At 40.1% G+C, this 23,858-nt stretch carries 20 protein-coding genes; 10 read left to right on the top strand and 10 right to left on the bottom strand.

The features are described from left to right. Nucleotides 1–286: 286 nt before the first annotated feature. The 4 genes from ACIQXP_RS08900 to ACIQXP_RS08915 form a co-directional block, all read right to left on the bottom strand. Nucleotides 287–763 (bottom strand): acyl-CoA thioesterase, encoded by a 477-nt coding sequence (locus ACIQXP_RS08900; protein ID WP_293744195.1) that lies wholly within the window; start codon nt 761–763, stop codon nt 287–289. Nucleotides 764–1,065: 302 nt separating this feature from the next. Beyond that, complete coding sequence (locus tag ACIQXP_RS08905) at nt 1,066–3,210, bottom strand: glycoside hydrolase family 97 protein (protein WP_387505263.1); 2,145 nt, start codon at nt 3,208–3,210, stop codon at nt 1,066–1,068. A 143-nt stretch (nt 3,211–3,353) separates the two neighbouring features. After that, entirely contained in the window at nt 3,354–4,604 is a 1,251-nt protein-coding gene (locus ACIQXP_RS08910; RefSeq protein WP_145860092.1) for a DUF2130 domain-containing protein, read from the bottom strand. A 92-nt stretch (nt 4,605–4,696) separates the two neighbouring features. Then, on the bottom strand, nt 4,697–5,077 hold the full coding sequence (locus ACIQXP_RS08915) for an OsmC family protein (protein WP_387505264.1): 381 nt from the start codon (nt 5,075–5,077) through the stop codon (nt 4,697–4,699). A gap of 445 nt (nt 5,078–5,522) precedes the next feature. On the opposite strand from ACIQXP_RS08915, the gene ACIQXP_RS08920 reads away from it, so the two are divergent. The 9 genes from ACIQXP_RS08920 (at nt 5,523) to ACIQXP_RS08960 (ending at nt 11,506) form a co-directional block, all read left to right on the top strand. After that, nucleotides 5,523–5,888: a YtxH domain-containing protein gene (locus ACIQXP_RS08920; protein WP_145860090.1), complete on the top strand. Its 366-nt coding sequence runs from the start codon at nt 5,523–5,525 to the stop codon at nt 5,886–5,888. 476 nt (nt 5,889–6,364) lie between these two features. Beyond that, entirely contained in the window at nt 6,365–6,859 is a 495-nt protein-coding gene (locus ACIQXP_RS08925) for a hypothetical protein (RefSeq protein WP_293744192.1), read from the top strand. An 11-nt stretch (nt 6,860–6,870) separates the two neighbouring features. Further along, nucleotides 6,871–7,536 carry a hypothetical protein gene (locus ACIQXP_RS08930; RefSeq protein WP_293744190.1) on the top strand — a complete coding sequence of 222 codons (666 nt, stop codon included), beginning with the start codon at nt 6,871–6,873 and terminating at the stop codon, nt 7,534–7,536. Next, a complete protein-coding gene (locus ACIQXP_RS08935; protein WP_387505265.1) occupies nt 7,517–8,329 on the top strand; it encodes a sensor histidine kinase in 813 nt (270 codons plus the stop codon). Before ACIQXP_RS08930 ends, ACIQXP_RS08935 begins: the two co-directional genes overlap by 20 nt. Before the next feature lie 109 nt (nt 8,330–8,438). Continuing rightward, on the top strand, nt 8,439–9,092 hold the full coding sequence (locus tag ACIQXP_RS08940) for a response regulator transcription factor (protein ID WP_293744186.1): 654 nt from the start codon (nt 8,439–8,441) through the stop codon (nt 9,090–9,092). A gap of 268 nt (nt 9,093–9,360) precedes the next feature. Beyond that, nucleotides 9,361–9,666: a hypothetical protein gene (locus ACIQXP_RS08945; protein WP_090984785.1), complete on the top strand. Its 306-nt coding sequence runs from the start codon at nt 9,361–9,363 to the stop codon at nt 9,664–9,666. Between the two features lie 55 nt (nt 9,667–9,721). Continuing rightward, the gene (locus ACIQXP_RS08950) at nt 9,722–10,273 is read left to right on the top strand and encodes a hypothetical protein (RefSeq protein ID WP_387505266.1); all 552 of its coding nucleotides are present in this window, start codon (nt 9,722–9,724) and stop codon (nt 10,271–10,273) included. Between the two features lie 7 nt (nt 10,274–10,280). Beyond that, the gene (locus ACIQXP_RS08955; protein ID WP_293744182.1) at nt 10,281–11,102 is read left to right on the top strand and encodes a hypothetical protein; all 822 of its coding nucleotides are present in this window, start codon (nt 10,281–10,283) and stop codon (nt 11,100–11,102) included. Continuing rightward, a complete protein-coding gene (locus ACIQXP_RS08960) occupies nt 11,087–11,506 on the top strand; it encodes a thiol-disulfide oxidoreductase DCC family protein (protein ID WP_387505267.1) in 420 nt (139 codons plus the stop codon). The genes ACIQXP_RS08955 and ACIQXP_RS08960 overlap by 16 nt, the downstream gene beginning before the upstream one ends. A gap of 73 nt (nt 11,507–11,579) precedes the next feature. On the opposite strand, the gene obgE is transcribed toward ACIQXP_RS08960, so the two are convergent. From obgE to treZ, 4 genes are all read right to left on the bottom strand, one after another. After that, complete coding sequence (obgE, locus tag ACIQXP_RS08965; protein ID WP_387505268.1) at nt 11,580–12,575, bottom strand: GTPase ObgE; 996 nt, start codon at nt 12,573–12,575, stop codon at nt 11,580–11,582. Between the two features lie 187 nt (nt 12,576–12,762). Continuing rightward, the gene (locus tag ACIQXP_RS08970) at nt 12,763–13,338 is read right to left on the bottom strand and encodes an adenylate kinase (protein WP_090984795.1); all 576 of its coding nucleotides are present in this window, start codon (nt 13,336–13,338) and stop codon (nt 12,763–12,765) included. Nucleotides 13,339–13,731: 393 nt separating this feature from the next. Continuing rightward, entirely contained in the window at nt 13,732–17,784 is a 4,053-nt protein-coding gene (gene treY, locus ACIQXP_RS08975) for a malto-oligosyltrehalose synthase (protein WP_387505269.1), read from the bottom strand. Further along, complete coding sequence (gene treZ, locus ACIQXP_RS08980; protein ID WP_387505270.1) at nt 17,777–19,636, bottom strand: malto-oligosyltrehalose trehalohydrolase; 1,860 nt, start codon at nt 19,634–19,636, stop codon at nt 17,777–17,779. Before treZ ends, treY begins: the two co-directional genes overlap by 8 nt. Nucleotides 19,637–19,770: 134 nt before the next feature. Between treZ and ACIQXP_RS08985 the strand changes: the two genes are divergently transcribed. Further along, the gene (locus tag ACIQXP_RS08985) at nt 19,771–20,778 is read left to right on the top strand and encodes an SDR family oxidoreductase (protein WP_293744174.1); all 1,008 of its coding nucleotides are present in this window, start codon (nt 19,771–19,773) and stop codon (nt 20,776–20,778) included. A 490-nt stretch (nt 20,779–21,268) separates the two neighbouring features. On the opposite strand, the gene ACIQXP_RS08990 is transcribed toward ACIQXP_RS08985, so the two are convergent. Both ACIQXP_RS08990 and ACIQXP_RS08995 read right to left on the bottom strand, forming a co-directional pair. Beyond that, nucleotides 21,269–21,460: a hypothetical protein gene (locus tag ACIQXP_RS08990; RefSeq protein WP_293744172.1), complete on the bottom strand. Its 192-nt coding sequence runs from the start codon at nt 21,458–21,460 to the stop codon at nt 21,269–21,271. A gap of 201 nt (nt 21,461–21,661) precedes the next feature. Then, nucleotides 21,662–23,854: a catalase gene (locus tag ACIQXP_RS08995; RefSeq protein ID WP_387505271.1), complete on the bottom strand. Its 2,193-nt coding sequence runs from the start codon at nt 23,852–23,854 to the stop codon at nt 21,662–21,664. Nucleotides 23,855–23,858 lie beyond the last annotated feature (4 nt).

The raw sequence follows: 23,858 nt of genomic DNA on the forward strand, positions 1-23,858 counted from the left end.
GAGGACAATGAGTTTTTCACAGAGGTTCACAGAGAATCAGATGTTGACATGACCGCAAAACTAACTCCGTCTACTCGGTGCCTTTCCTCTGTTTTCTCTGTGGTCAAACCTAAAATAAAAATTCTAAAGGCGCAAAGTTAGTTACCACAGAGGACAATGAGTTTTTCACAGAGGTTCACAGAGAATCAGATTTTGACATGACCGCAAAACTAACTCCGTCTACTCGGTGCCTTTCCTCTGTTTTCTCTGTGGTTAATGATAAACGCCAACCGCTCAACACTCACCCCTACACAATATACGGTTCCATTTCCTTATCAATGCTTTTCCGTAATTCCATTAATTTTAGGGCATAACCATGCATGGCTATTTCTTTTTCGGTTTTAGGTTGAAAAGCCGGGATTGGCTTCGGCTGCCCATTGTCATCTACCGCAACAAAAACAATAATACAGTGTGTATTTTTAACAAAATCTGTTTGCGCTACCGGTTTTGAATAAGCATCAACAGCTATATGCATACTGGTTTTACCCGTATAAATAATGCGTGCTTCCATCTTCACTAAATGACCGATGTGAACAGGATGAAAAAACCGGATTCCACCCACGTAAACTGTTACACAATAGGTTTGGCTCCACTGCAGGGCACAGGCAAAAGCAGCCTGATCAATCCACTTCATCATCATCCCGCCATGCACCTTACCCCCATAGTTAACGTCAGACGGTTCGCTTAAAAATTGAAGTTCAATATGGTTTTTCATTTTAGCCATGATAATGTCCAGTTAATTGCTTGGTTTTAAGGTATAGCTAAGATATTATAAAATAACTATTTTTCTATTGTTTCGTATTCGAATGTTTAGCTGTCAGTTTGTAACAACTGACAGCACTAATATCTAACTACAGATAAAAAGGATCAACACAGATAAGTATTCACATCCGTGTTGATCTGTGTTTATCCGTGGCTAAAAACAGCAATAAAAAAGTCGTAGCGAGGCGCTACGACTAATAAAATAAAGTGTCAGTTGGTAACAACTGACACCACACTATAACTGAAAACGAAAAAATCGGCAGACTACTTTGCAATAATGCTAATTGCATATCCACCACCCGGAGCACAATACTGAGTCAATTTCGTTTTATTGGTAACTTCTATTTTGCGGATGGTATAAGCTTTGGGATTGGTTTCATAATGGGCATCCTTTGCGTCAGCATAAATGGTTGCAGTATATTTTTTACCTGGATCTAAAAAGCTGAAGTCGATTTTTGAAGTGCGGGCTTCCTCATCATTGGTACGCCCCACAAACCAATTATTTTTACCTTTTGCCTTACGTGCAAAAGTAATGTAATCGCCGGGTTCTGCTTCTAACACTCTGGTATCGTCCCAATCTACCGCTACATCTTTAATAAACTGGAAAGCATCCATGTACTTGTTATAAGTTTCTGGTAAATCGGCAGCCATTTGCAGAGGGCTATACATGGTTACATAAAGTGCCAGTTGGCGCGCCAATGTACTGTGTACAAAAGAGGTGTTTGCCGGATTGTATGCACTTACCCTGGTTTCAAAAATACCAGGGGTGTAATCCATCGGACCACCAATTAAACGGGTAAATGGTAAAATGGTGGTATGATCGGCATTATTGCCTCCAAATGCTTCGTATTCGGTTCCTCTTGCCGATTCATTTCCGATTAAATTTGGATAGGTACGTGCCAAACCCGTCGGACGAACTGCCTCATGCGCATTCACCATAATTTTATATTCGGCCGCTTTTTGAATGGCATAGAGGTAATGATTGTTTAACCACTGACCGTAGTGGTGCTCTCCCCTTGGGATGATGTTACCTACATAACCACTTTTAACGGCATCGTAACCATTGGCTTTCATAAATTTATAGGCCGTATCCAGATGACGCTCATAATTACGGACCGACGAAGAAGTTTCATGATGCATAATCATTTTTACACCTTTACTTGCCGCATAACGGTGCAGTTCTTTTACATCAAAATCAGGGTAAGGGGTAACAAAATCAAATACATAGTCTTTTGTTTTACCAAACCAATCTTCCCAACCCTCGTTCCATCCCTCAACTAAAATAGCGTCTAAACCATTTTTAGCAGCAAAATCGATATATTCTTTCACATGCGCAGTGTTTGCGGCATGTTTTCCATTGGGTTTTGTTTTCGAATAATCGGTTACGCCCAATTGCACACTGGTTAAATCGTTATATGCCCAGGTACTTTTCCCGGTAATCATTTCCCACCAAACACCAACGTATTTGATTGGTTTTATCCACGATACATCTTTGAATTTTGTGGGCTCGTTAAGGTTGTAGGTAAGCTTTGATGTTAAGATGTCGCCAGCTTTATCACTAACAATAATGGTACGCCATGGCGATAAACAGGGTGCCTGCATATAACCCTTGTCGCCAACTGCATCTGGTGTTAACCAGGATTCTAAAACCATGTTTTTGTCATCCAGATTTAACGACATTAAAGAATAGTTAACGAGTGCTGCTTCATGTATATTAATGTATAAGCCATCTTTGCTTTTCATCATCAAAGGCGTTTGTAAGCCCGTTGGAGAAAACGTAGTTTGAGAGGCATTTGGTGTTACAGCAGCTTTCATTTTTCCACGAACTTCAGACAAATTTGAAGTTACCGTGCTGTACTCCTGTGTATCATAATCTCCGGGAAGCCAAAAAGCCTTATGATCGCCAGCCAGGGCAAACTGCGTTTTCTCCTCTTTGATTACAAAATAATCGAGGTTTTTCTGTTCTGGGAATTCATATCTAAAACCCAAACCATCATTAAACAAACGAAGGCGGATGATAATGTAACGGTTTGTTTCTTTTTGGGTTAAGGTTACTGCAAGTTCATTGTAGTGATTTACAATTTCTTTTACTTCGCCCCAAACCGGCTTCCAGGTTTCGTTGAATGTGCTGGTCTTGGTATCGGTAATGGAGAAACCGTTCATTAAAGATTTACCCTCTTTGAGTTCCAAACCTAACTTACTCGTTTTAATTACATCTTTTCCTTTGTAGGTTAAGCTATAGGTAGGCACTCCTCCTTCAGTTAACGCAAAACCGGCTACGAGGTTCCCATCAGGCGATTGTAACTTCACTCCGGGAACGTTCCCGAAAGTATTCCCGAAAAATAGCAAAGCGCATATTAAAGTAAGGATTTTAGAGCCGGTAAAAGATTGGTTAGTTTTCTTCTTCATGTTGTCGTTTATTTATTATTATTGTATCACATTAGTAACCGCAGGTTTTGATTGCAGTTTGCAATTTACACCTGCCGAGGAGCAACCTGGTCTATTCAAATAGATCCTGAAATGAAACAAGTTCAGGATGACGATACCACGGATTATTCCAAAAGCAAGGTATCGTCATCATCAGTTAAGCTCAACTGCACACTATCGCTACCTGCAATTCCTTCTATCGAGCCGCGGATATGGGTCGCATTCAGCAATACTTTCTCCAATTGCTTTTCACGTGCTTTCCATAAACGTTCCATCGCATCGCGCTCGCGCTGAATGGATAGTTTCATACTCATAAAACCTTCTCTAATGGCCTTCCATTGTTCCGAAAACTCTGCACCCATTAAATAATCGTATAACATGTGCATTTTTTCACCACGGTTTTCCTGCGATTTTACTGCACCTGCCAAACGCAAAATACCCTCACGCAAGACATAGGCCACGGCATTTACTTCTTCGAAAGAACAGATCCAAACCCCATCACGCTGCCCGAAACAATTCATGCCTTTTGGGTAACACTGACTCACAATTACAGCTACATCAATGCCCATGCTGCGCATGTCTTTTTTTAATTTTTCAATCCAGTCGCCACCGAAATCTTTGGTGCGCTTGCTCTCGTAAATTATTTTGCCGCATTCCTGTCCGAATTGATTACGCACCACCTGTACACAATCTGCACCTCGCACTCCCTTGCCTACTTCTTCAATCAGATCGAAAGGATAATTGGTACGCAGCAGTTCTTCCAAGATCAACTCCTGCACCTCGCCCTGCAATTGCATGCTCCCCTGCTCGGCTTTGCGTTTCATCTCTTCGGCCAACTTTTTCTGATCGTCGAGCTGCTTTTCCAGTTCCTTTAAACGCAGTTGATGTTCGGTATCTTTAATGCTATTTTTTTCTGCCTCCTGTTTACGGATTTGTTCTACCAGCTCATTCCGCTGTTCCTGCATTTTACGTTGAAAAGCAAGTTCCATTTCTTCTTCTTTCACCTTCAGGCTTTCCTCCCGGCGTAAAAAGTCGAGTTCTTTTTCGCGTGCCAGCTTTAGTTTTTCGGCATTCTCTTTCGCATTACCTTCCAGGATCTGCAGTTTGTTTTCAAAATCGGCTGAAATACTTTTACGCAGGTTTTCCTCCAGGTTATCTTTGAGTCTGGTTTTCTCTTCCGCAAGTTTAGCTTCAAAAGCTTTTAACTGCTGCTGTTTTTCTGATTCAAAAACCTGCAGTTTACGCTGATATTCTTCATCTTTCTGTCTGGCATAAGCGGCCGCCTTCTCTCGTAACTCTTTCTTATAATCTTCAGCCATAGCTTCTTCCATCGGAAAAACATGGGCACAATTGGGGCATTTTATTTCAGTCGGCATAAAATTATTTTTAACGCAGCAAATACTGGGGATTACAAAGATAATTAAAGCTTTTTATGATTGCATGAAGGAGTTTTGCACCATCAGTATAACTAAAGTACGCTGGATCTGATTTCATGACCAACAGCCAGCATTTTACTCACCGGACATTTTGATGCAATTTCTTCCAGCCTCAATTTCTGCTCTTCGGTAAGCACACCCGTACAGGTAATTTCTTCCAGGAAGATCGTTTCGCCATTTTCGGTATCTACATTAACTTCCACTTCAATTTTGTCAATTGGCCATTTTTTTCTATCAGCATACATCCTTAAGGTAATGGCTACACAGGAGGCCAAAGAAGCCATTAATAATCCCTTGGGGGCAAAACCTTTGTGGGTACCACCCAATTCTATAGGTTCATCTACGATAATGTCATGCGAACCATTTGTAACCGAACAGGCGTAATGTTCTTTATTTATTGTTGCTTTTACCATTTCAATTCGTTTTAGTATGTCAAATATTGTGCTTTAACTTTAAACATATGTAAAAGTCTGGTATTTTTTTAAAAACAGATACTGCAATTCCTTAAATACTGTAACTCCGGCAATGTTATATTTCACAAATGCTATCCAGAATGTTTGCAAAGTAACTAACAGGTATCTTACATATTATGGAGACAGACGCCTAAAATATGCCTGCGGGGAAATCACTTCAGAAAATTTGAAATGAACTGTAAAAGGCCTATTTTCTTGCTTAAATAGTGATCTCAATGTTTTCTCCAGGTAAGCTTTACATTTGCAATGGCAACAGCTGATCTGAACATCTGCATCGATTCTTTCATCTCATCATAAGTAAAAAAGCTAAGTGGTAACCGCATTCCAAATCAAAAAAACTCAAACATTATAACATGCAAATTGTTCCTTAGAAAAACATTACCTTATGAAATACAGAAAGTTAATCGGAAAATATTTGAAGCACGAATCAGATAACAGTGCAAAAATAGCCCTGGCCTTGGTAGCTGGTTTGGCAGCTGGGGCAGTAATCAGTATTTTATTTGCCCCTGATAGCGGTGCGGGCACCCGGGGGAAAATTGCTGGTGGCGCTAAAAACCTTCGATATGGTTTCCAAGACAAATATAATTTACTAAAAGAGAAAGTTTTTGGCGTAGAAGCTATTGAAGAAGATATTGTGCAGCACGAAGTACCCCATTTTAAGCACACGGTTACTAAAAAACGTAAATCAGATGTGAAAGAGATTCTTGAAAATGCTCATGAAAATGGACAGGTTCAGGAAGGACAGGGTTAGACAAGCAAAACCAGGTTTTTGGCATGGATTAAGTATTACATGCCTAGATTTTTAAAGTTAAAGATTTTGAACTGCTCAAATTGTTGCTTTCATTACTCTGGCGCAGATACATTTTCTGAGCTTAACTTTTGCAATAGCATCAAAGAATTAATATCAGAAATACCAATTTGATAGTCGGGAATATAATAGAGCTAAAATTACTGTTGACTCGTTTGACTTCACCTATATCCGAAATTGACAATTCTAAATCCAATATAATAAAACAGCATCCATTGGTAATATTGCCAATGGATGCTGTTTTTATATTATATATCTTATTATCGCTTCTAACCAAAATTGTTACTCCCTCATAATTATAAAAATCGACACGCAAGCATATCTGATTAACCATACAAAAAAGTATTTTAATTTTACTTACATGCATTTTTTAATATACTAAATTTGTATATATTTATAGCATTAAATCTATAAACGAAATGCTCACAAAAGAAAAACAAACCCAAAAATTTTACTGGTTAAAGTACGAAACTAGCGCTATCCAAACAATGATCCAGCATTCGCCAGGTATTGATCAATTTGTATTCTGTTATCTCTTTCCAGAAACAGATCAGCCGGCTAAGCCGTTAAAGCTTATCGCTTATGGGTATATGGCCTCGAGTAACCAGTACAGCAGTTATTTTGATCACCTTGAAGTTTACAACAATAATGCTTTGAGTTTAAGCGGACCGATTATGATGAGCAATAATATTATATCGCTCACCAATATCCTATCTCTGATCAACACACCGGATGTGAACGGTGATAAGCCAGATTATCTTGTATTTATCCCAAACGTTAACCGTGGAAATGTTTTTTACAGCATTAAGTCCTTTAAACGGGTTGATATAGGAGATGTAGAGCTATTCCGGGAAATCAACGCCAACCCAATTTTTACCAACCCATCACCACCGGCTACTATAAGCGACTTTTAACTTATTATCAGATGCTTAAGTTATTCCAATACATTATAGATTGGTCTGAAGTGTGGGCACTGTTTATCCCTTTATTTATATTATTATATAAAAAACAACCAAGACATCTTAAACTGGTTGTTTTTTATATATGGATGGCATTGGCTATAAATCTTTCGATTGATTTTATCTGGAAATTCAGAAACATTCTACCCGTTGCCTTTAAGTCGAATAATTTTTTGTACAATATACATTCCATCGTTCGCTTTTATCTTTTTAGTGCTTTCTTTATCTGTTTAGATCAGCCTTTTATAGTTGCGCTTAAAAGAGCCATCCCTGTATGTTTTACCTTATTTTTAATCGTTAATTTCATCTTTTTCGAAAACTTTTTTGATTACTGGAAACTGAGCAGCCGTTTACTCTCTACTGAAGCCATTTTACTCTTGTTTTATGTGATCCAATACTATTTATTCGAAATAAAAAAGAATGTTACCATCAAGATTACCAATAGTAGTTTCTGGATCATTACAGGCCTGGGAATCTTTGTTGCACTAAATTTCTTCATTTTTCTCCTGTACAACGAACTCACTATACATTTTCAAAATTTTGCTATTAACCTGTGGAGCCTGCATAACATTTCATACATTATTTTCAATTTGTTTATAGCCAAAGGATTTTATGAATCAGGAAAACAATAAAATCATATTGATGTTAATGGCGGGTATTGCAGCAATGCTGATGTTATTTGTAAGCTTGTTACTTATTTTTATCTTTATGCAGCGCAAAAAGATCCAGTACGGGCTTAATTTACAAGCATTACAAAATGACCAGAAAAATAAGCTGATAGAAGCGGCTGTAAGAAGTGAAGAAATAGAGCGCCACCGCATAGCCGAAGAACTACACGATGAAGTTGGGGCTATCCTCGGATCATCAAGCCTTCATTTTTATGGGATTAATATTAATGATTGTGACGATATTAGCAAGGAAATGTACCATAAAGGTAAAAGTTTGCTGGATGAAGGCATCCATAAAATCAGGAGCATTTCTCACAATCTTCATTCCAGCATTTTGCAAGAACTCGGATTAAAAGAGGCTATTTCTCATTTTTGTGGAAACATCAGCCATAATAATATCATTAAAATCGATTTAAATTTAACCAACAAATATAGTACAAAGGCAAGCCATAAAAATATCAGTATTTACAGAATAATACAAGAATTGGTTCATAACATCATTAAACATGCCAGGGCTAAGCACATCCACATACAGTCATACCATATCGGCAATAACCTGGTATTTCATATATCACACAATGGCGATGGACTTACACATCAACAATATCAGGGATTACGTTTCATTAAAAATGGATTAGGGCTTAAAAATATCCAGAACAGAATAATCCTGCTCAAGGCAGAACTTCAATTTTCACATCATCTTGACGATTATCTGATCGAAATTAAAATACCTGTCGACCAAATAGATCAACCCTGATTAAAATCTGAATTTTAATTAATAATACAAATATGTAGTATTAAAATTCATTAAATGTCTTCATTTTTTATCTAGGATTGTTAATTTTATGTGTAATTTATAAATAGAGATGCTAAAAATCAGAATAGCAATAGCAGATGATTACAGTATTTTTAGAGACGGATTAAAGGTTGGCTTTAACCGCGATAAAAATCTGGAAGTACTATTTGAGGTTTCAGATGGACAGGAACTTATGCAAAAACTCGAGCAATTACAGCCTGATGTGATTGTAATGGATATCAAAATGCCTTTAATAGATGGTATAGAGGCCATGAAATTGATCCGTAAAAAATATGCTAATGATATTAAGATACTGGTTTTAACAATGTATGATGACGTCAAATTCATTATACACCTGATGGAGAACGGCGCCAATGGCTACCTACTGAAAAATGCAGACCCAAAAGAAATACGAAAAGCCATTTATTCAATATATGAAAGTGACTATTATTTTAATGATCTTGTAACGAAGGCACTTCTTAAAAAACTTACTTTTAAAGGTCCGATCAAACCTTCGCTGAACCAGACAATAGCATTCTCTGAACGTGAATTGGATGTATTAAAGATGATCTGCAACGAGAAAACAGCTGCCGAAATCGGTAATGAACTTTTTCTAAGTCCGCGGTCAGTTGAAGGTATTAGAATGCGTATAATCGAGAAAACCGGTGTTCGCAATACCGCAGGCCTGGTGATGTTTGCCATTAAAAATGGTGTAGTAGAATAACTCTTCTCTTTTGTTGTCAGCTCGATTAGCTATGCACTTCGGCTATCCAAATCCGACATAACGCACTGTTTTCAAATACTTTTTCAGAATTTTTGATGTTAAAATTATGCCTTTGACTTTCCAAAACTGCGTATAAATACGTTACTTTTCAAATAGGTATTTTCACACTACTGCGGAAACGTTGGTGTGCCGACATTTATATTGTGCAAACGAAGCTTCAAAACCAAGGCACACTAATCATTATTTATTTACCTCAAAAAGAAACAAAATGGCAAAGTCAAGCTTAACCAAGGCAGAATTAGCAGTTCTAGATGCCTTAATCGCCGACTTGAAAGGCGACAATGAAATTGTTGAATCAAATTCAGCAGCACCACTTTTTATTGCTGCAATTGCACGTACTGCTGTAAAGGCAGTTAAAGTAACTGTGAAAGCTACACCAGTAGTTACACAGGTTGCAGAAGCAATTGGCGCTGCAAGTTCTTTGAACGAAGAAGAAATCAGCAGTCTAGCTAAAGAAGCCGATAACGGTTTATCGTTAGAAAAACTGATCGAACTTCGCAAAAAATTCAATTAACAATTAGGGGAGGGCATGCATACGTGCTCTCCTTTTTTCTAACCTATTTGATGTTATGACACAGAAATTAGACCCTACAGTTATTTACGAAATGACAATAACTGCTTTCCTGGCCTGCTGGTTAATAGCAACCGTATTATGCCAATTCAAGGAAACGAAGATATCCTGGTTCATCAGGTACAAAATAGATCTTTTCAATCTCATCCCATTATGGACATTTTTTGCCCCACACCCGGGCAAGAGAGATTACCACCTCTTATTTAGAGACAAGGTGACAGAAGCTGATTACAGCGAATGGCAGGAATTGGAAATTACCGAAGAACGTACGTTTTGGTCATGGTTGTGGAACCCTGAAAAAAGGGACAAAAAAATCTTATCTGACGTTGTGCAGAGCCTTGTAGCCAGTATCCCTTCCTACCGCGAGCGAACAGGCAACCTTAATTTACTTATGTTTTCTACCCCTTATATCATCGTTTTACATGCGGTTAGTCAATATAAAAAGAAATCGCAAAACTGTTACCGTCAGTTTATGCTGGCCGAGTCATCAGGTTATCAAAAAGAAACGGAACCGGGATTAATTCTATTATCTGTTTTTCACCAAATATAAACTTATCATGATTTTATTTAACGATATATCGCAAACTGTACTCCTCATATTAAGTGTGGGCTTATTGATTTCTACACTCGAGTACCTCAAAAAAGTGCAGATCTTTTCTCCAAACGGACTGCTATCCTGGAATGTAATGCAGTTAAAATGGACCAAACACGATCAAAGATCGTTTTTAAAACCTTTTTTTAAATTGTTTAGTGCATCAGGCCTTACTGTTCTTTTCTCCATCAGGTGCCTACTAATCATTGGATTGTTTTTCTTTCCGCTACAAAGCTCAATCGGTTGGGTATTAATCAGTTTATTGGGTGCAAGTTTATTGATTTCATCGTTAGCCACCTATTATGGTAGCGATGGCTCCGACCAGATGAGCATGCTCATTATTATTACTTTGATCATGTGCAATTTGCCGGTTTTAGCCAGCAGTAAATTAAGAGAAATTGGATTGTGGTTTATTGCCCTACAAGCTTGTCTATCTTACGCGGTGGCTGGTATTGCCAAACTCGTATCTGCTGAGTGGCGCTCGGGAACGGCTATAAAGGATGTTTTCTCTACTAAAACCTATGGCTCAAAAAAAGCGACAGGCTTTCTAAAAAAATATCCCGCAGCAAATCGTTTTTTATGCTGGAACGTAATCATTATGGAAAGCATATTTCCACTCTGTTTATTTTTACCCTGGGAGTTTGCTCTTATATTTCTGATATGGGGATTTATATTTCATTTTTTTACTGCGGTAATTATGGGACTAAATTCATTTTTTTGGGCTTTTATGGCTACCTACCCGGCAATCTATTTTGTTAATCACCAAATATCATGGCATCTTTTTTAAATACGCAGAAAGACATTATCCTTTTTGACGGTGTTTGCAATTTCTGCAACAGTTATATCAATTACACCATCAGGCATGATCGGGTAAACAGGTTCCTTTTCGCTCCATTAGACGGTGAGACTGCATTGAAACTTAGCCAGCAACACCGGGTTAATTTTAACAAATTTGATAGCATTATCGTCATCAGCGGCAACCGGTTTTTTAGCAAATCTGAGGCCGTTTTACACATCTTGAAAAACCTGTGCACCTGGTGGTCGCCAATCATAAATGTGGCTTATCTGGTACCAGGTTGTATACGAAACCAGTTGTATCAAAAATTCGCTCGTAACCGTTATGCTTTATTCGGTCAAGCCGATCATTGTATGATACCTACAGCAGACGTTAGAAGCAAGTTTTTGATTTAATAACTTGTTGCACCCGCAAAGTAAAACATATTGGCTGAAAGCTATTGAATTAGAAAGACAATTTTGATGGTAATCACCCTTCAATTTCTTTCCAAAGCATATCTTTTAACTCTAAAATATTCTTTTCGGCTACTGATGAGATAAATATGGAAGGAATATTAGGCAAATCCTGTTTCATTTCTTCCATCAGCTCTTCGTCAAGCATATCTGATTTGGTAATGGCTAAAACGTGGGGTTTTTGCATTAATTCAGGATTATAGGATTCTAGCTCGCTTTTAAGGATAGCATATTCTTCCTTAATTGAGCGGCTGGTATCAGCCGGAACCATAAATAATAACACCGAATTACGCTCGATATGACGCAAGAAGCGGTAACCCAAACCCTTACCTTTTGATGCACCTTCGATAATACCGGGAATATCGGCCATTACAAAAGATTTCCCACCTCTGTAACTTACTATACCCAGATTAGGTACGATGGTGGTAAAAGGATAGTCGGCAATTTCCGGTTTAGCCGCAGAAACCACAGAAAGTAACGTAGATTTACCTGCATTTGGGAAGCCGACAAGCCCCACATCGGCTAAAACTTTTAACTCTAAAATGTTCCATACCTCCTGGCCCTGCTCGCCCGGTTGCGCAAAGCGAGGTGTTTGCTGAACAGCATTTTTAAAATGTGCATTGCCCAACCCCCCACGGCCGCCAGCTGTTAAAATCCGGGTTTCACCATCTTTGGTAATTTCGAAAAGCACCTCTCCGGTTTCCGCATCTTTGGCAATGGTACCCAGGGGAACCTCTAATATTTCATCCTTACCCTGTTTCCCAGATTTATGTGAACTACCGCCCGCTCCGCCATCTTCAGCGATAATATGTTTGCGATATTTAAGGTGTAATAATGTCCAGATATGGATACTGCCTTTAACGATAATGTGGCCACCGCGACCGCCATCACCACCATCAGGACCACCCATTGACGTTAAAATATCACGATGTAAATGTGCCGAACCTGCACCGCCCTTACCAGAACGGCAACAAATTTTTACATAATCTACGAAATTTGAACCCTGTGACATATTTTATTATTGTAATGTTAACTACGGAAAGTTTATATAACAATTCCACTAAAATTAAAGAGTTATAACGTTTTTAACATTATAACTCTCTGTATGTTTTATGATGATATCAGGTACTAAAATTAATCTTAATACGTTTTATCTGGCACCAATTAACTGGTATTTAATACCTGCTGCTTATGATCAATTAAACTTTATACTGATCAATTACTGCGCAAAGATCTTTATAAATGGTTTCAATTTCACCAATCCCGTTTACTTTATTCAGTTTTCCCTGTGCTTCGTAATAAGGTAATACATGAATGGTTTTATCAAAGTATTCCGAAATCCTTTTTTTCAGTTTTTCTGCATCGTCATCCGGACGGCCGCTAATTTTATGGCGCTCGGCAATACGTTTGGTAAGTTCGTTTTGGTCAACATCTAAAGCAATAACACCGGCAATTTTACTGCCTTTGCGCTCTAAAAATAAATCAAGTTCCTTTGCCTGCGGAACGGTGCGTGGAAATCCATCAAATACAAATCCTTTGGCATCAGGATTTTTATCTACCTCTTCTTCAAGCATGGCAATGGTAATGGCGTCAGGAACCAGTTCCCCGTCAGCCAGCAGTTGACTCACTTTTTTTCCCAGTTCGGTTTCTCCTTTAACATGTGCCCTAAAAAGATCGCCTGTTGAAACGTGTACCAGCTGATATTTTGCAATCAGCTTTTCAGATTGGGTGCCTTTACCCGCCCCTGGAGGGCCAAAGAGAACTAAATTAAGCATTCAGGTTGTTTAGGTTGTCTTCAAAAAATTAAAAAAGCCTTATTCCTACGGCTCGGTTATCAGTAATGTTTAAACCTCTGATTAAGAGGATTAGACATTGCTTACTTTCAAGGCTGCAAATATATAATTATTAATTTAGATGCCATTTAAAATTGATAACATATTTAAAAAACGGCCATTCTAATGACATTTATCTTATTCTAAGAAGAAACTTATGCTATTTTTATATTTAGCAGAATATTCTTCGAACGCTAGATCTCATTATCCAAAGATTTTTTTTAAATTTTCACTAATTTCCTTTCGAAACTTCATATCTGCACCCTTTTTGCACTAATAATACAATACATTATTTTCCTCTTCCGGAAATTAAACTGATATGCATTTTCGAGCTGCCTAACGTCCGTAAAATTCCGTTTCTGCTCTCAACCATTTTATTGTTTCTTCCGTTATAAAATTGTTATCTGCCCTCCATGTCCAGTTTCCTGATGCCTTGCCGGGTATGTTCATCCGCGCCTTTTCATCTAATTGTAAAATATCCTGCATAGGGATGATGGCCATTTTGGCAATTGAAGCATAACATAGCCTGATCAATATGGCATTAACATTATTTTCGTTAACCGCTGTTCCAACATATCTGGATAACCGCTGTTTAAGGTCTGTATCGGTTTCGTTTTTAAACCAGCCCAAAGTGGTATTATTATCATGTGTTCCGGTATAAGCAATGCAATTTACTGAGCCAAACTGATGTGGAATATGTACCGATCCGGCTATATCTTCGCCAAATGCAAATTGCAATACCTTAATTCCAGGCAATTGAAATTGTTTTCTCAAATGTTCCACATCTTCTGAAATTTCACCCAGATCCTCGGCAATAAAAGAAAGTTTACCTAATTTTCTTTCTATTGTTTTAAAAAATGAGACACCAACTCCCGTTTTCCATACACCATCAATGGCGTCTTCACTACCGGCCATAACCTCCCAATAAGTAGAAAAGGCCCTAAAATGATCTAAACGGAGGAGGTTAAACAATTGCTGATTTTTCCTTAACCGGTTTTCCCACCAGGTAAAATCTTCGGCTTTCATCTTTTCCCAATTGTATATAGGCATACCCCAAAGCTGGCCCCTTTCATTAAAATAATCGGGAGGAACACCGGCCACCACAGTCATATTTCCGTTTTTATCCAGCAGGAAATTTTCTCGCTGTGCCCATACTTCAACCGAATCATAATCAAGATAGAATGGAAGATCGCCGATCAGGCTCACACCTTTTGCATTTGCGTATTCCTTTAAACTGTACCACTGGCGATAAAAAATAAACTGCTTCCACTTTATTTCTTCAATTTCGTCCTGATTGCTTTTTTCGAAATCAGCGATGGTTTTTGGATCTTTTAATTTATACTTTTCTGACCAGTTAAACCATTCTTTACCCTTAAAATGTTGCTTTATGCAAGTATAAACAGCGAAATCAACTAACCAGCTTTGTTCGGTTTTGCAAAACAGGTCGAATTCATTTACCAGATCTTCATCCCCTTTATTTTTAAACAGTTGGTAAGCCTTATCCAACACCTGCTGTTTTATTTTTTCAGTTTTTTCAAACTCCACTTGTCCTGTTTCTGGTAATACGTAATCATTCAGGTCATTTTCGCTTAAAAGCGCTTGTTCAACTAAGCTTTCGGGACTGATGAGCATCGTATTTCCTGCCATTGAAGAACTGCTTGAATAGGGAGAATAGCCGGTTTCTTTTTTGGTTGGGTTAAGCGGTAAAACCTGCCAGTAGCGTTGTCGTGATGCTGCAAGAAAATCTACAAACTGATATGCACCTGGGCCTAAATCGCCAATACCAAAACGGGATGGCAAAGCACTGATGTGCATCAGCACTCCTGCAGCACGCTGATTATTTTCAGGAATTAACTTCATCACCGCCAATGGAACCTGGTTAAACAACTGGCTGACCTGAATACCCTGATGTAACGGATCTTTATATTCTTTTTTTCCTGTAAGCAGGTTTTGCCAACCCAATGGTGCGCCGTTTGGCAGCAATACCGCTGTATCTTCCCAGTCAAAACTATCGGCTGCCACATTTTGATCACTACAGCACTTAGCAAAACCTAAAGGAACAACTGTAATTAGCCATTGCGCTTTATATTGTCTGGCAAACGCACAAATATGTTGACTATACTTACCCTGAACTTCCAAAGGGACATAAGCTCCATGTTCAAAAACATCAGCCTCGGCTTTTCTGATCTCCAGCAAAGTTTTGGTTAGCCACATTTTTATCTTTCCTGAAAATCTTTCTTTCAAAAGGTTTTTAAAATTCACAGGATGATCAAACTCTACCAGCACACTGGCCCTTGTTTCATAGTCAACAGGTCTTCTGTTATCAGGGTCTACCAGACTTAGATCCCATAATTCCGTTCCCTGGTAAACATCAGGGATACCCGGGCAGGTAAATTTCAAGGTGAGTTGCGCTAAGCTGTTGACAACTGCAAAATCAGCGATTCGTTTTATAAAATTTCTGATTAAACCATTGCTCTCCTGCGGTTCAGTTAATATCAGCTGCGAAAATTCGGTGAGTTTATCTTCATAATTTTCATCCGGATTTGCCCAGTCTGACCGCTTTTTCGATTCTCTCAGTGCTTTTACAATAAATTCGGCCAAACGGTTTTCGATGTCAGGGTCATCATCTTCATGAAAGGGCAAAACACCAATAATGGTCTGCAGGACTAAATAAATATCATTATCATGTAACTGTTCAAAAGCGGCATGCTCTTTTTTTAAGGCAGCAAAAGTTTTTTTCAGCTGTTGCACCAGCAGGGTCCACTCACCAGGCAGATCGGTAAGCACATTTAATCTCGCCCTTACATCCTCCCCTTTTTTGGTGTCGTGGGTGGAACTTCCATTCATGGCAAAAGGCCACTCCTGCTGTCGTTTATGCATTTCATCATGAAATTCATTCATCGACATTCCAAAAGCATCCGGTGCATCACCCACTTCTGCATGGCCTATAAACCGGTTGTAGGTAAACATGGCGGTGTCTTCCACCCCCTTGGCCATGAGCGGCCCGGTGAACTGCATGCAACGCTGGAAAAAATGACTCAGTTTTTGGTTGTAAGCCGTGTTTTTCTTTCCCGGGATTTCTAAAAATACCTGGTGCAAAAATTCTCCTGCTTTAGCCAGTTTTTTGTGCTCAAGAATGGGTTTAAGCAGGTTTTGAACACAATGTGCTTCAGCCTGTGCCAATGGGAAGCGATAATTATAATACCGGTACACCGGCATAGCAATCAGCATTTCGGCAAGTGCCCTTTTAAGATCGGCTTTCTTAATGGTTGAAAAATCAGCCAGTTCAAGTGCCAGGAAACTTTCAAATAAATTATCCAGTTCGCCTTGCATGTGCTTAAACAAGATATTGCTTTTTTTCTCATAAATCAGCTTAGCGGGATCGAGCTTTTTGCCTGTCACCTCCTGATAAAGCTTATTGAAAGGCTTTTCGGCCGCTTTATAGGTTAAAAGGTTATTTACCGTTGCCAAAAAATCGTAACCAGTTGTCCCCTGCACTTTCCACGTTTGTGGTAACACTTCTCCATGTTCGAGAATTTTCTCTACCACGATGTAGATGTCTTTACCTACCGCCTTCCGGAGCCGCTGAACATATTCTTCCGGATTGTATAGTCCATCAACGTGATCGATCCTCAAGCCCTGAAAAACACCTTTACCTATTAGTTCAAAAATATAACGGTGATAAAGATCGAATGTTTCCTGACGCTGCATATTCAAACAGATCAAGGCATTGACAGTAAAAAACCTGCGATAGTTGATCTTATCATTGGTTTCCTGCCAATTACATAAACGGTAATGCTGGTTTTGAACAATTTGGGTCAATGCTTCAGCATCGTTATTAATTTTCCTGAGGGCTTGCGTTGAAAGCGTTTCTGCAGTTTCGGCATTAACCGGCCAATTGGATTCACCGTAATTCAGGTAGTATTTACCATTAATGCCCATCAACTTTAATTTCTGTGTCGCAATCGCTTCTTCAAGATCTTCACCAAGAAAAGGGACCATCAAACGCCCATCTCCTTTTTGTAAATCAATGTCAAAAAAGCTTGCAAAATCTGAGTCTTTTCCTTTTTGCAACACATCCATTAACCAGGCGTTATCCGGATGGTAAGCCATATGGTTGGGCACAATATCCTGAAGCCAGCTGATGCCGGCGGCCTTTAACTTTTTTGAAATCCTGATCAACTCTGCCTCTGTACCGATCTCGGGATTTATCTTCAGTGGATTCACCACATCATAGCCGTGCGTACTTCCTGGCATAGCCTCAAAAATTGGAGAAGCGTACAAAGTCCCGACCCCTAATGCTGTTAGATAGGGAATAATTTGATCAAGCGATTTGAGGTTAAAGTTTTTATGAAACTGGATCCGATAGGTAGAAGTTGGTTTATGCATCTGCTTTGTAAAGAATAAGAATCGATTCGGGAAATAAATTAAGCTGGCCTTCAGCCATTATAGGGTTTGATTCGGGGTTTGGGCCGTTCCACTGTGTTAACGAAGAATCTAATAACACCGAGGTATGTTGAAATGCGGGGTCAACGGATAAGGCTTGCATCTGTTTGGAAAAATTTAAGCCTACCAAAATTTCTCTGTTAGCTTTCCAGCGCTTTAATAAGAGACAGTTTTTTTCTGGAAAGCTTTCTGTCTGTACATTTTCCCGGTCAAGATTGGCAAGTACAGGATTTTGTTTCCGCAAGGCAATTAAAGTTTGATAATAATGGAGCATGGTCTTGTGTCTTGGTTCTCCTGTTTTCGCCCAATTGAGCTTGGAACGTTCAAAAGTAGCCGCTGCCTGTGGATCGGGTGTTTCACCATAGGTATGGAAATCAGCAAATTCTGCCTTTCTTCCTTTTCTTACCGCTTCAATCAGTTCTATATCGCTATGGCTTACAAAAAACTGGAAAGGATTGGTTTCTGCCCATTCTTCGCCCATAAATATCAATGGTAAAAATGGACTGCAAAAAACTGCTCCTGCCATTACCTTCAACATTTCAAAACTAACCAGGTTGCTGCTTCTCTCGCCCAGCATACGGTTGCCCACCTGATCGTGGTTTTGCGAAAACACAATAAACTTAGCACCATAGGCTTCCTGCAAAGACATTCCAAAATTTCTTTGCCGATGTGGTGAGTACTGGCCGGTATACACATAAGCATCCTTATAGGATTTGGCCAGATCTGATACGCCATTGAAATCAGAATAATAGCCTTCTCTGGCTTGCCCGGTACAAACCCGAAGCGCGTGGTGAAATTCATCCACCCATTGGGCATCCATACCATAACCATATTTGCTTTGAGACCGGATATAGCGTTCGTCATTCAAATCAAGCTCAACAATTAATTGGTAAGGTTTGCCGCTAATTTCAGAAAGTTTATCGGTATGCGCTTTAATTTCTGATAGGATGTGTGCAGGACTAAGATCCTTAATAGCGTGTACGGCATCCAGCCTCAGGGCGTCGATATGAAAATCCCTGAACCACATCAAGGCATTTTCAATAAAAAAACTTCGCACGGCATCACAGCCTGCATCATCAAAATTAATAGCCTTGCCCCATGGCGTATGGTATTTATCAGTAAAATATTCGCCAAAATCGGAAAAATAATTCCCCTCAGGCCCTACATGGTTATAAACGACATCTAAAATAACGGCCAAACCTTTAGCATGGCAGGCATTAACCAGGTGCTGTAACGATGACGGCCCACCATAAGTATTTTGCACGGCAAATGGAAATACGCCATCGTAGCCCCAGTTTCTGTTGCCCGAAAATTGTGCTACCGGCATAATTTCTATGGCGGTAATGCCAAGTTCGGTGAGATAATCAAGTTTGGCTTCGATCGCATCGAAATCTCCTTTTGAGGTAAAGGTACCGGTGTGAAGTTCATAGATTACCAAGTCGTTTAAAGCTACTCCCTTCCAGTCGGCATCCGTCCAGCTAAAAGCATTTACATCAAATGCGGTTGATGGTCCGCCTGGTCCTTCTTCCTGAAATAAAGAGGCCGGGTCTGCGCGTTCAAGGGCCTCTCTACCGGTTAAAGGCGTGATTTTAAAGCGATATTTATCGTGCTTACTAATCTGGTCTGTTTGCAAATACCAATAACCATAGCCTTCATCAAACAGCGATAAAGTTAGTCCGCGCGAATCTGTTAAAATAGAAACCTGTGCTGCCAACGGCGCCCAAAGCCAAATTTCGGCTACCCCGTATTCATTAAAATTTAATCCTATTTTTCTCTTTCGTATATCTATTTCCATTGAAGCACTTTAGCAAAAAACACGCAGAATGACCTAAAAGTTTTGGACATGACGGGCTCGTTTATCAATGTTCAAAAAAACCAAACCTTCTAAAATTTTATCTGGTTATATCTATACCTATTAAAAACATCATTATGGACGGAAAAAAAATTTTAACACGACGTGAGGCGCTCGGAGGCCTAGGCCTCGGCTTGGCCAGCATGGCCATTGCCCCAACACTAACTGCAGCAACAGTAGACCAAACCTATTATTCGCCACTTGCCGCGCTTGAAGATCCTACAACCAAGTATCCGCGACCACCTTTTAACCATCAAAATCAGCCCTGGCCGGCTTTAGCCAGCAAAATGGAGCCGAGGCCAGATCATGGCGAAACCAGTTATAAAGGTTCGGGAAGACTGATGGGTAGAAAAGCACTGATTACCGGTGGCGATTCTGGCATGGGAAGAGCCGCAGCCATTGCCTATGCCAGGGAAGGTGCAGATGTGGCGATCAATTACCTGCCACAAGAGGAGCCTGATGCTAGAGAAGTTATTGAACTGATTAAAAAAGCTGGCCGTAAGGCCGTTGCCATTCCTGGCGACATCAGAGATGAAGCCTTTTGCAAAAAACTGGTCGATACCGCCGTAAGTCAGCTGGGCGGACTTGACATCCTGATTAGTAATGCAGCAAGACAACAAAGCACGCCTTCGCTTGCTGATTTAACCAGTGAGCAGTTTGACTGGACCATAAAAACAAATATATATGCGCCGTTCTGGATTATTAAAGCAGCCTTGCCACATCTAAAACCAGGCTCATCCATTATTGGAACCACTTCTGTACAGGCAACCGATCCATCACCTGATCTTTACGATTATGCACAAACAAAAGCCGCTACCACAAATTTCGTAAAATCCCTTGCCAAACAACTTGGGCCTAAAGGTATCCGGGTAAATGGCGTTGCACCTGGCCCGATATGGACCCCCTTACAAATGGGAGGCGGTTCAACCCCTGAAAAACTTAAAGAATTTGGTAAAGATACTGCGCTGGGCAGGCCCGGCCAACCTGCCGAACTGGCGTCGATTTATGTTCAGCTTGCTGCAAATGATGCCAGTTTTTCTACCGGACAGATATATGGTGCTGCAGGAGGAAATGGACAGCCTTAATGCTAGCTGAAAGATAGTTAAGTATCGTCATTACAAGAAGGCTTTTTCAGCCGACGAAGCAATCTTTCTGGCACAAAACTGCCTACATGAAAGATTGCTTTGTCGTTCCTCCTCGAAATGACGATCACGCTGCTGAATTTTGTCAATGGTAGCATCATGGAGAGATATTTTCGTGTTTAAAAGATTTCTCCGCTACGGTCGAAATGACGGAATTTATTTGGATTCTCCAATTGATCGGTAATAAGATTTATGATTTATCCACTGGTTCCCGTTGCTTACCGGTCTGTTCTGCCAGCATACTATCAGGTGTTATATTTCCCATGGCTACTTCAATTTATTCTTAATCCCAGAAATCACCCTGTCTTTTCCCGTAATCATGGCCTCATAACCAATGCCGCTACTGGCCCCGGTAATCAGGGCGAAATGCCTTGTATTTTCCATAACATATATTTTTCAGGTTCATCGTAAACCACCATTATTTGATGGTTTCTTAGTCGGCATTGCTTTTGCCGGTCTGCTTGTCGGTATCCGAATCAGATTTTGTGGCTTGTTCAGCTGTTTTCTGATTAACGTCGTTATCCTGTTGATCCATATCAGCATCACTTCCCTCTAATTGTGACACTGGGATAACGCCTACTTTCTCCTCGTCCTGTTTATCAGAATCTGTTTTTTTGTTTTCCATAATTTTTAAGATTATTTTAATTGATATTTGCGGACAGGTGAATTCGCCCGATTGGGGAAAAATGATGTTTCGCCAATAGAATGCCTCGTCAGTTGTAAGAACCTTTTAAAACCTTTGGCAGTTTGTTTTATTTTTAAAAAAAACAACCAGGTGAATTCACCTGGTTGAAGTATGTGAAGAATGTTCAATAAACTGGCGCTGCTATGCCGGAATTTTTCGCGCCACTTCCCGATCCCAAAATCTGTGCTGAGCAATCATCTTGATAAACAGTTCGACTGATGAAGAAAGATCGTCTGAAACGATTATGCCCTCACGCAGCACTGTATCCTGCGAGTATTCGTCAGGAAGTTTTTTATAAAAATAGGTAGCCTCCAGCACTTGTATGGCGGTAGCATCGGCAGCTATTGCCTTACAGTGTTTAAAAGCTTCGTTCAGAAAATGTACGGCATTGGCTTCTGCTTCTAATGTTGCAGAACTATTTGTTCCGCCTGGCATATAAACAGCATCATAAAGTACAGAGGCTGCCGTAAGGAAACTCTCATCTACATCAATCTGCTGATCTTCCTGTGAAAGAATGGTACCCAGTTTTGGTGCAATAATGTGCACAACTGCACCTTCGGCAACAAGTGCATCCTTTACTGCACTAAGCGATTTCCCATCTACCCCATCAGCTGCAAGAATGGCGATTTTTCTGGTCGCTATTGAATCTTTAGGCGTGCCAGCCATGCTCAAAGCCTCGGATTTTGCAACTTCACCTTCTTTCTGTTCCGGGGTGTAATCAGCAGGATCGGCATCGGCTGGAATACTACCATTAAGTTCTGCTAAAGGAACGGTTGGAACGTGAAGTCCAAGCGCATAAGCTACAGCTGCCGCCAGGCCTTTATCAACATGGTTCAGCAAACCCAGTATGCGCTCTCTTATGGCCACCGTTTTTACCTTGCCCAGTTCAAAGCTCAATGCATCGATGAGGTGGTTTTTTTCGGCTTCAGACTGACTATTAAGGAATAACCTGGCCTGCGAGAAGTGATCAAAAAAACTCCTGCTTCTTGCGCGTATTTTCTTCGCATCAATTCGTTCATTATAACTTACAAAACCACCCTCGGCTGCTTTAGCCTGTTGTGGATCATTTGCAGCGATCCCATTAGGGCCATAACTGGTTTTGCCACGGTTGATGGTTTGGCGCATATAACCATCGCGCTGGTTATTGTGTACGGGCGCCACCGGCCTGTTAATCGGAATCTCATGAAAATTTGGTCCGCCCAATCTGATCAGCTGCGTATCTGTATATGAAAACAGCCTTCCCTGCAAAAGTGGATCATTGGTAAAATCTATTCCGGGAACAACATGCCCAACATGAAAAGCAACCTGTTCAGTTTCAGCGAAAAAATTATCCGGATTGCGGTTTAAAGTCATTTTTCCAATGCGCTGCACCGGAACCAGCTCTTCGGGGATGAGTTTGGTCGGATCCAATAAATCGAAGCCAAACTTGAATTCATCTTCTTCTGCAACAATCTGAACGCCAAGTTCCCACTCCGGAAAAGCACCGGCTTCTATGGCATCCCAAAGATCCCTTCTATGAAAATCGGGATCTTTTCCGGAAATATTCTGAGCTTCATCCCAGGCAACAGCATGTACGCCTAATAATGGTTTCCAGTGAAATTTCACAAAACTGGACACACCAGCTGCATTAACAAAACGGAAAGTATGTACTCCAAAACCTTCCATCATGCGGTAACTTCTTGGAAGGGCCCTGTCGCTCATCACCCACATAATCATATGGGCAGATTCGGGCATAAAGGAAATAAAATCCCAAAAAGTATCGTGTGCCGATGCAGCCTGAGGCATTTCATTATCTGGCTCCGGCTTTACTGCATGTACCAGATCAGGAAATTTAACTGCATCCTGGATAAAAAATACAGGCATGTTGTTACCTACGAGGTCGAAATTGCCTTCCTGCGTATAAAATTTTACGGCGAAACCACGAACATCGCGCGCCACATCTGTAGATCCTCTTGATCCCGCTACGGTTGAAAAACGGACAAAAACAGGGGTTTCTGCGCCCGGATCGCAAAGAAAAGCTGCCCTGGTGAGGTCAGACATATCTTCGTATACTTTAAATACCCCATGCGCTCCAGATCCCCTGGCATGCACAACACGCTCAGGAATTCGCTCATGGTCGAAATGAGTGATTTTTTCCCTTAGAATAAAATCTTCCAATAAGGTTGCACCCCGATCTCCGGCTTTAAGTGAATTCTGATCATCGTTTATTCTAACACCATGATCGGTTGTCAGTTTTTCACCGGTAGCATCTGCAACAAAGGCCTCCAGTTTTGTGGTTTTATCATTGTCCTGATTAATCGGACCAGTATCTTTAATCGTTGTTTTTTTTGCCATTTTA

Source organism: Pedobacter suwonensis (assembly GCF_044762335.1).
Taxonomy (GTDB): domain Bacteria; phylum Bacteroidota; class Bacteroidia; order Sphingobacteriales; family Sphingobacteriaceae; genus Pedobacter.

Bases quoted from the DNA above. Each gene is read 5' to 3' on its own strand.
- ACIQXP_RS08970 (WP_090984795.1), bottom strand. From the start codon at position 13,338: ATGCTTAATTTAGTTCTCTTTGGCCCTCCAGGGGCGGGTAAAGGCACC.
- ACIQXP_RS08930 (WP_293744190.1), top strand. From the start codon at position 6,871: ATGCTTAAGTTATTCCAATACATTATAGATTGGTCTGAAGTGTGGGCA.
- ACIQXP_RS08905 (WP_387505263.1), bottom strand. From the start codon at position 3,210: ATGAAGAAGAAAACTAACCAATCTTTTACCGGCTCTAAAATCCTTACT.
- ACIQXP_RS08935 (WP_387505265.1), top strand. From the start codon at position 7,517: ATGAATCAGGAAAACAATAAAATCATATTGATGTTAATGGCGGGTATT.
- ACIQXP_RS08985 (WP_293744174.1), top strand. From the start codon at position 19,771: ATGGACGGAAAAAAAATTTTAACACGACGTGAGGCGCTCGGAGGCCTA.
- ACIQXP_RS08925 (WP_293744192.1), top strand. From the start codon at position 6,365: ATGCTCACAAAAGAAAAACAAACCCAAAAATTTTACTGGTTAAAGTAC.
- ACIQXP_RS08915 (WP_387505264.1), bottom strand. From the start codon at position 5,077: ATGGTAAAAGCAACAATAAATAAAGAACATTACGCCTGTTCGGTTACA.
- obgE (WP_387505268.1), bottom strand. From the start codon at position 12,575: ATGTCACAGGGTTCAAATTTCGTAGATTATGTAAAAATTTGTTGCCGT.
- ACIQXP_RS08920 (WP_145860090.1), top strand. From the start codon at position 5,523: ATGAAATACAGAAAGTTAATCGGAAAATATTTGAAGCACGAATCAGAT.
- ACIQXP_RS08900 (WP_293744195.1), bottom strand. From the start codon at position 763: ATGGCTAAAATGAAAAACCATATTGAACTTCAATTTTTAAGCGAACCG.
- ACIQXP_RS08910 (WP_145860092.1), bottom strand. From the start codon at position 4,604: ATGCCGACTGAAATAAAATGCCCCAATTGTGCCCATGTTTTTCCGATG.
- ACIQXP_RS08955 (WP_293744182.1), top strand. From the start codon at position 10,281: ATGATTTTATTTAACGATATATCGCAAACTGTACTCCTCATATTAAGT.
- ACIQXP_RS08940 (WP_293744186.1), top strand. From the start codon at position 8,439: ATGCTAAAAATCAGAATAGCAATAGCAGATGATTACAGTATTTTTAGA.
- ACIQXP_RS08990 (WP_293744172.1), bottom strand. From the start codon at position 21,460: ATGGAAAACAAAAAAACAGATTCTGATAAACAGGACGAGGAGAAAGTA.
- ACIQXP_RS08950 (WP_387505266.1), top strand. From the start codon at position 9,722: ATGACACAGAAATTAGACCCTACAGTTATTTACGAAATGACAATAACT.
- ACIQXP_RS08995 (WP_387505271.1), bottom strand. From the start codon at position 23,854: ATGGCAAAAAAAACAACGATTAAAGATACTGGTCCGATTAATCAGGAC.
- ACIQXP_RS08960 (WP_387505267.1), top strand. From the start codon at position 11,087: ATGGCATCTTTTTTAAATACGCAGAAAGACATTATCCTTTTTGACGGT.
- ACIQXP_RS08945 (WP_090984785.1), top strand. From the start codon at position 9,361: ATGGCAAAGTCAAGCTTAACCAAGGCAGAATTAGCAGTTCTAGATGCC.
- treZ (WP_387505270.1), bottom strand. From the start codon at position 19,636: ATGGAAATAGATATACGAAAGAGAAAAATAGGATTAAATTTTAATGAA.
- treY (WP_387505269.1), bottom strand. From the start codon at position 17,784: ATGCATAAACCAACTTCTACCTATCGGATCCAGTTTCATAAAAACTTT.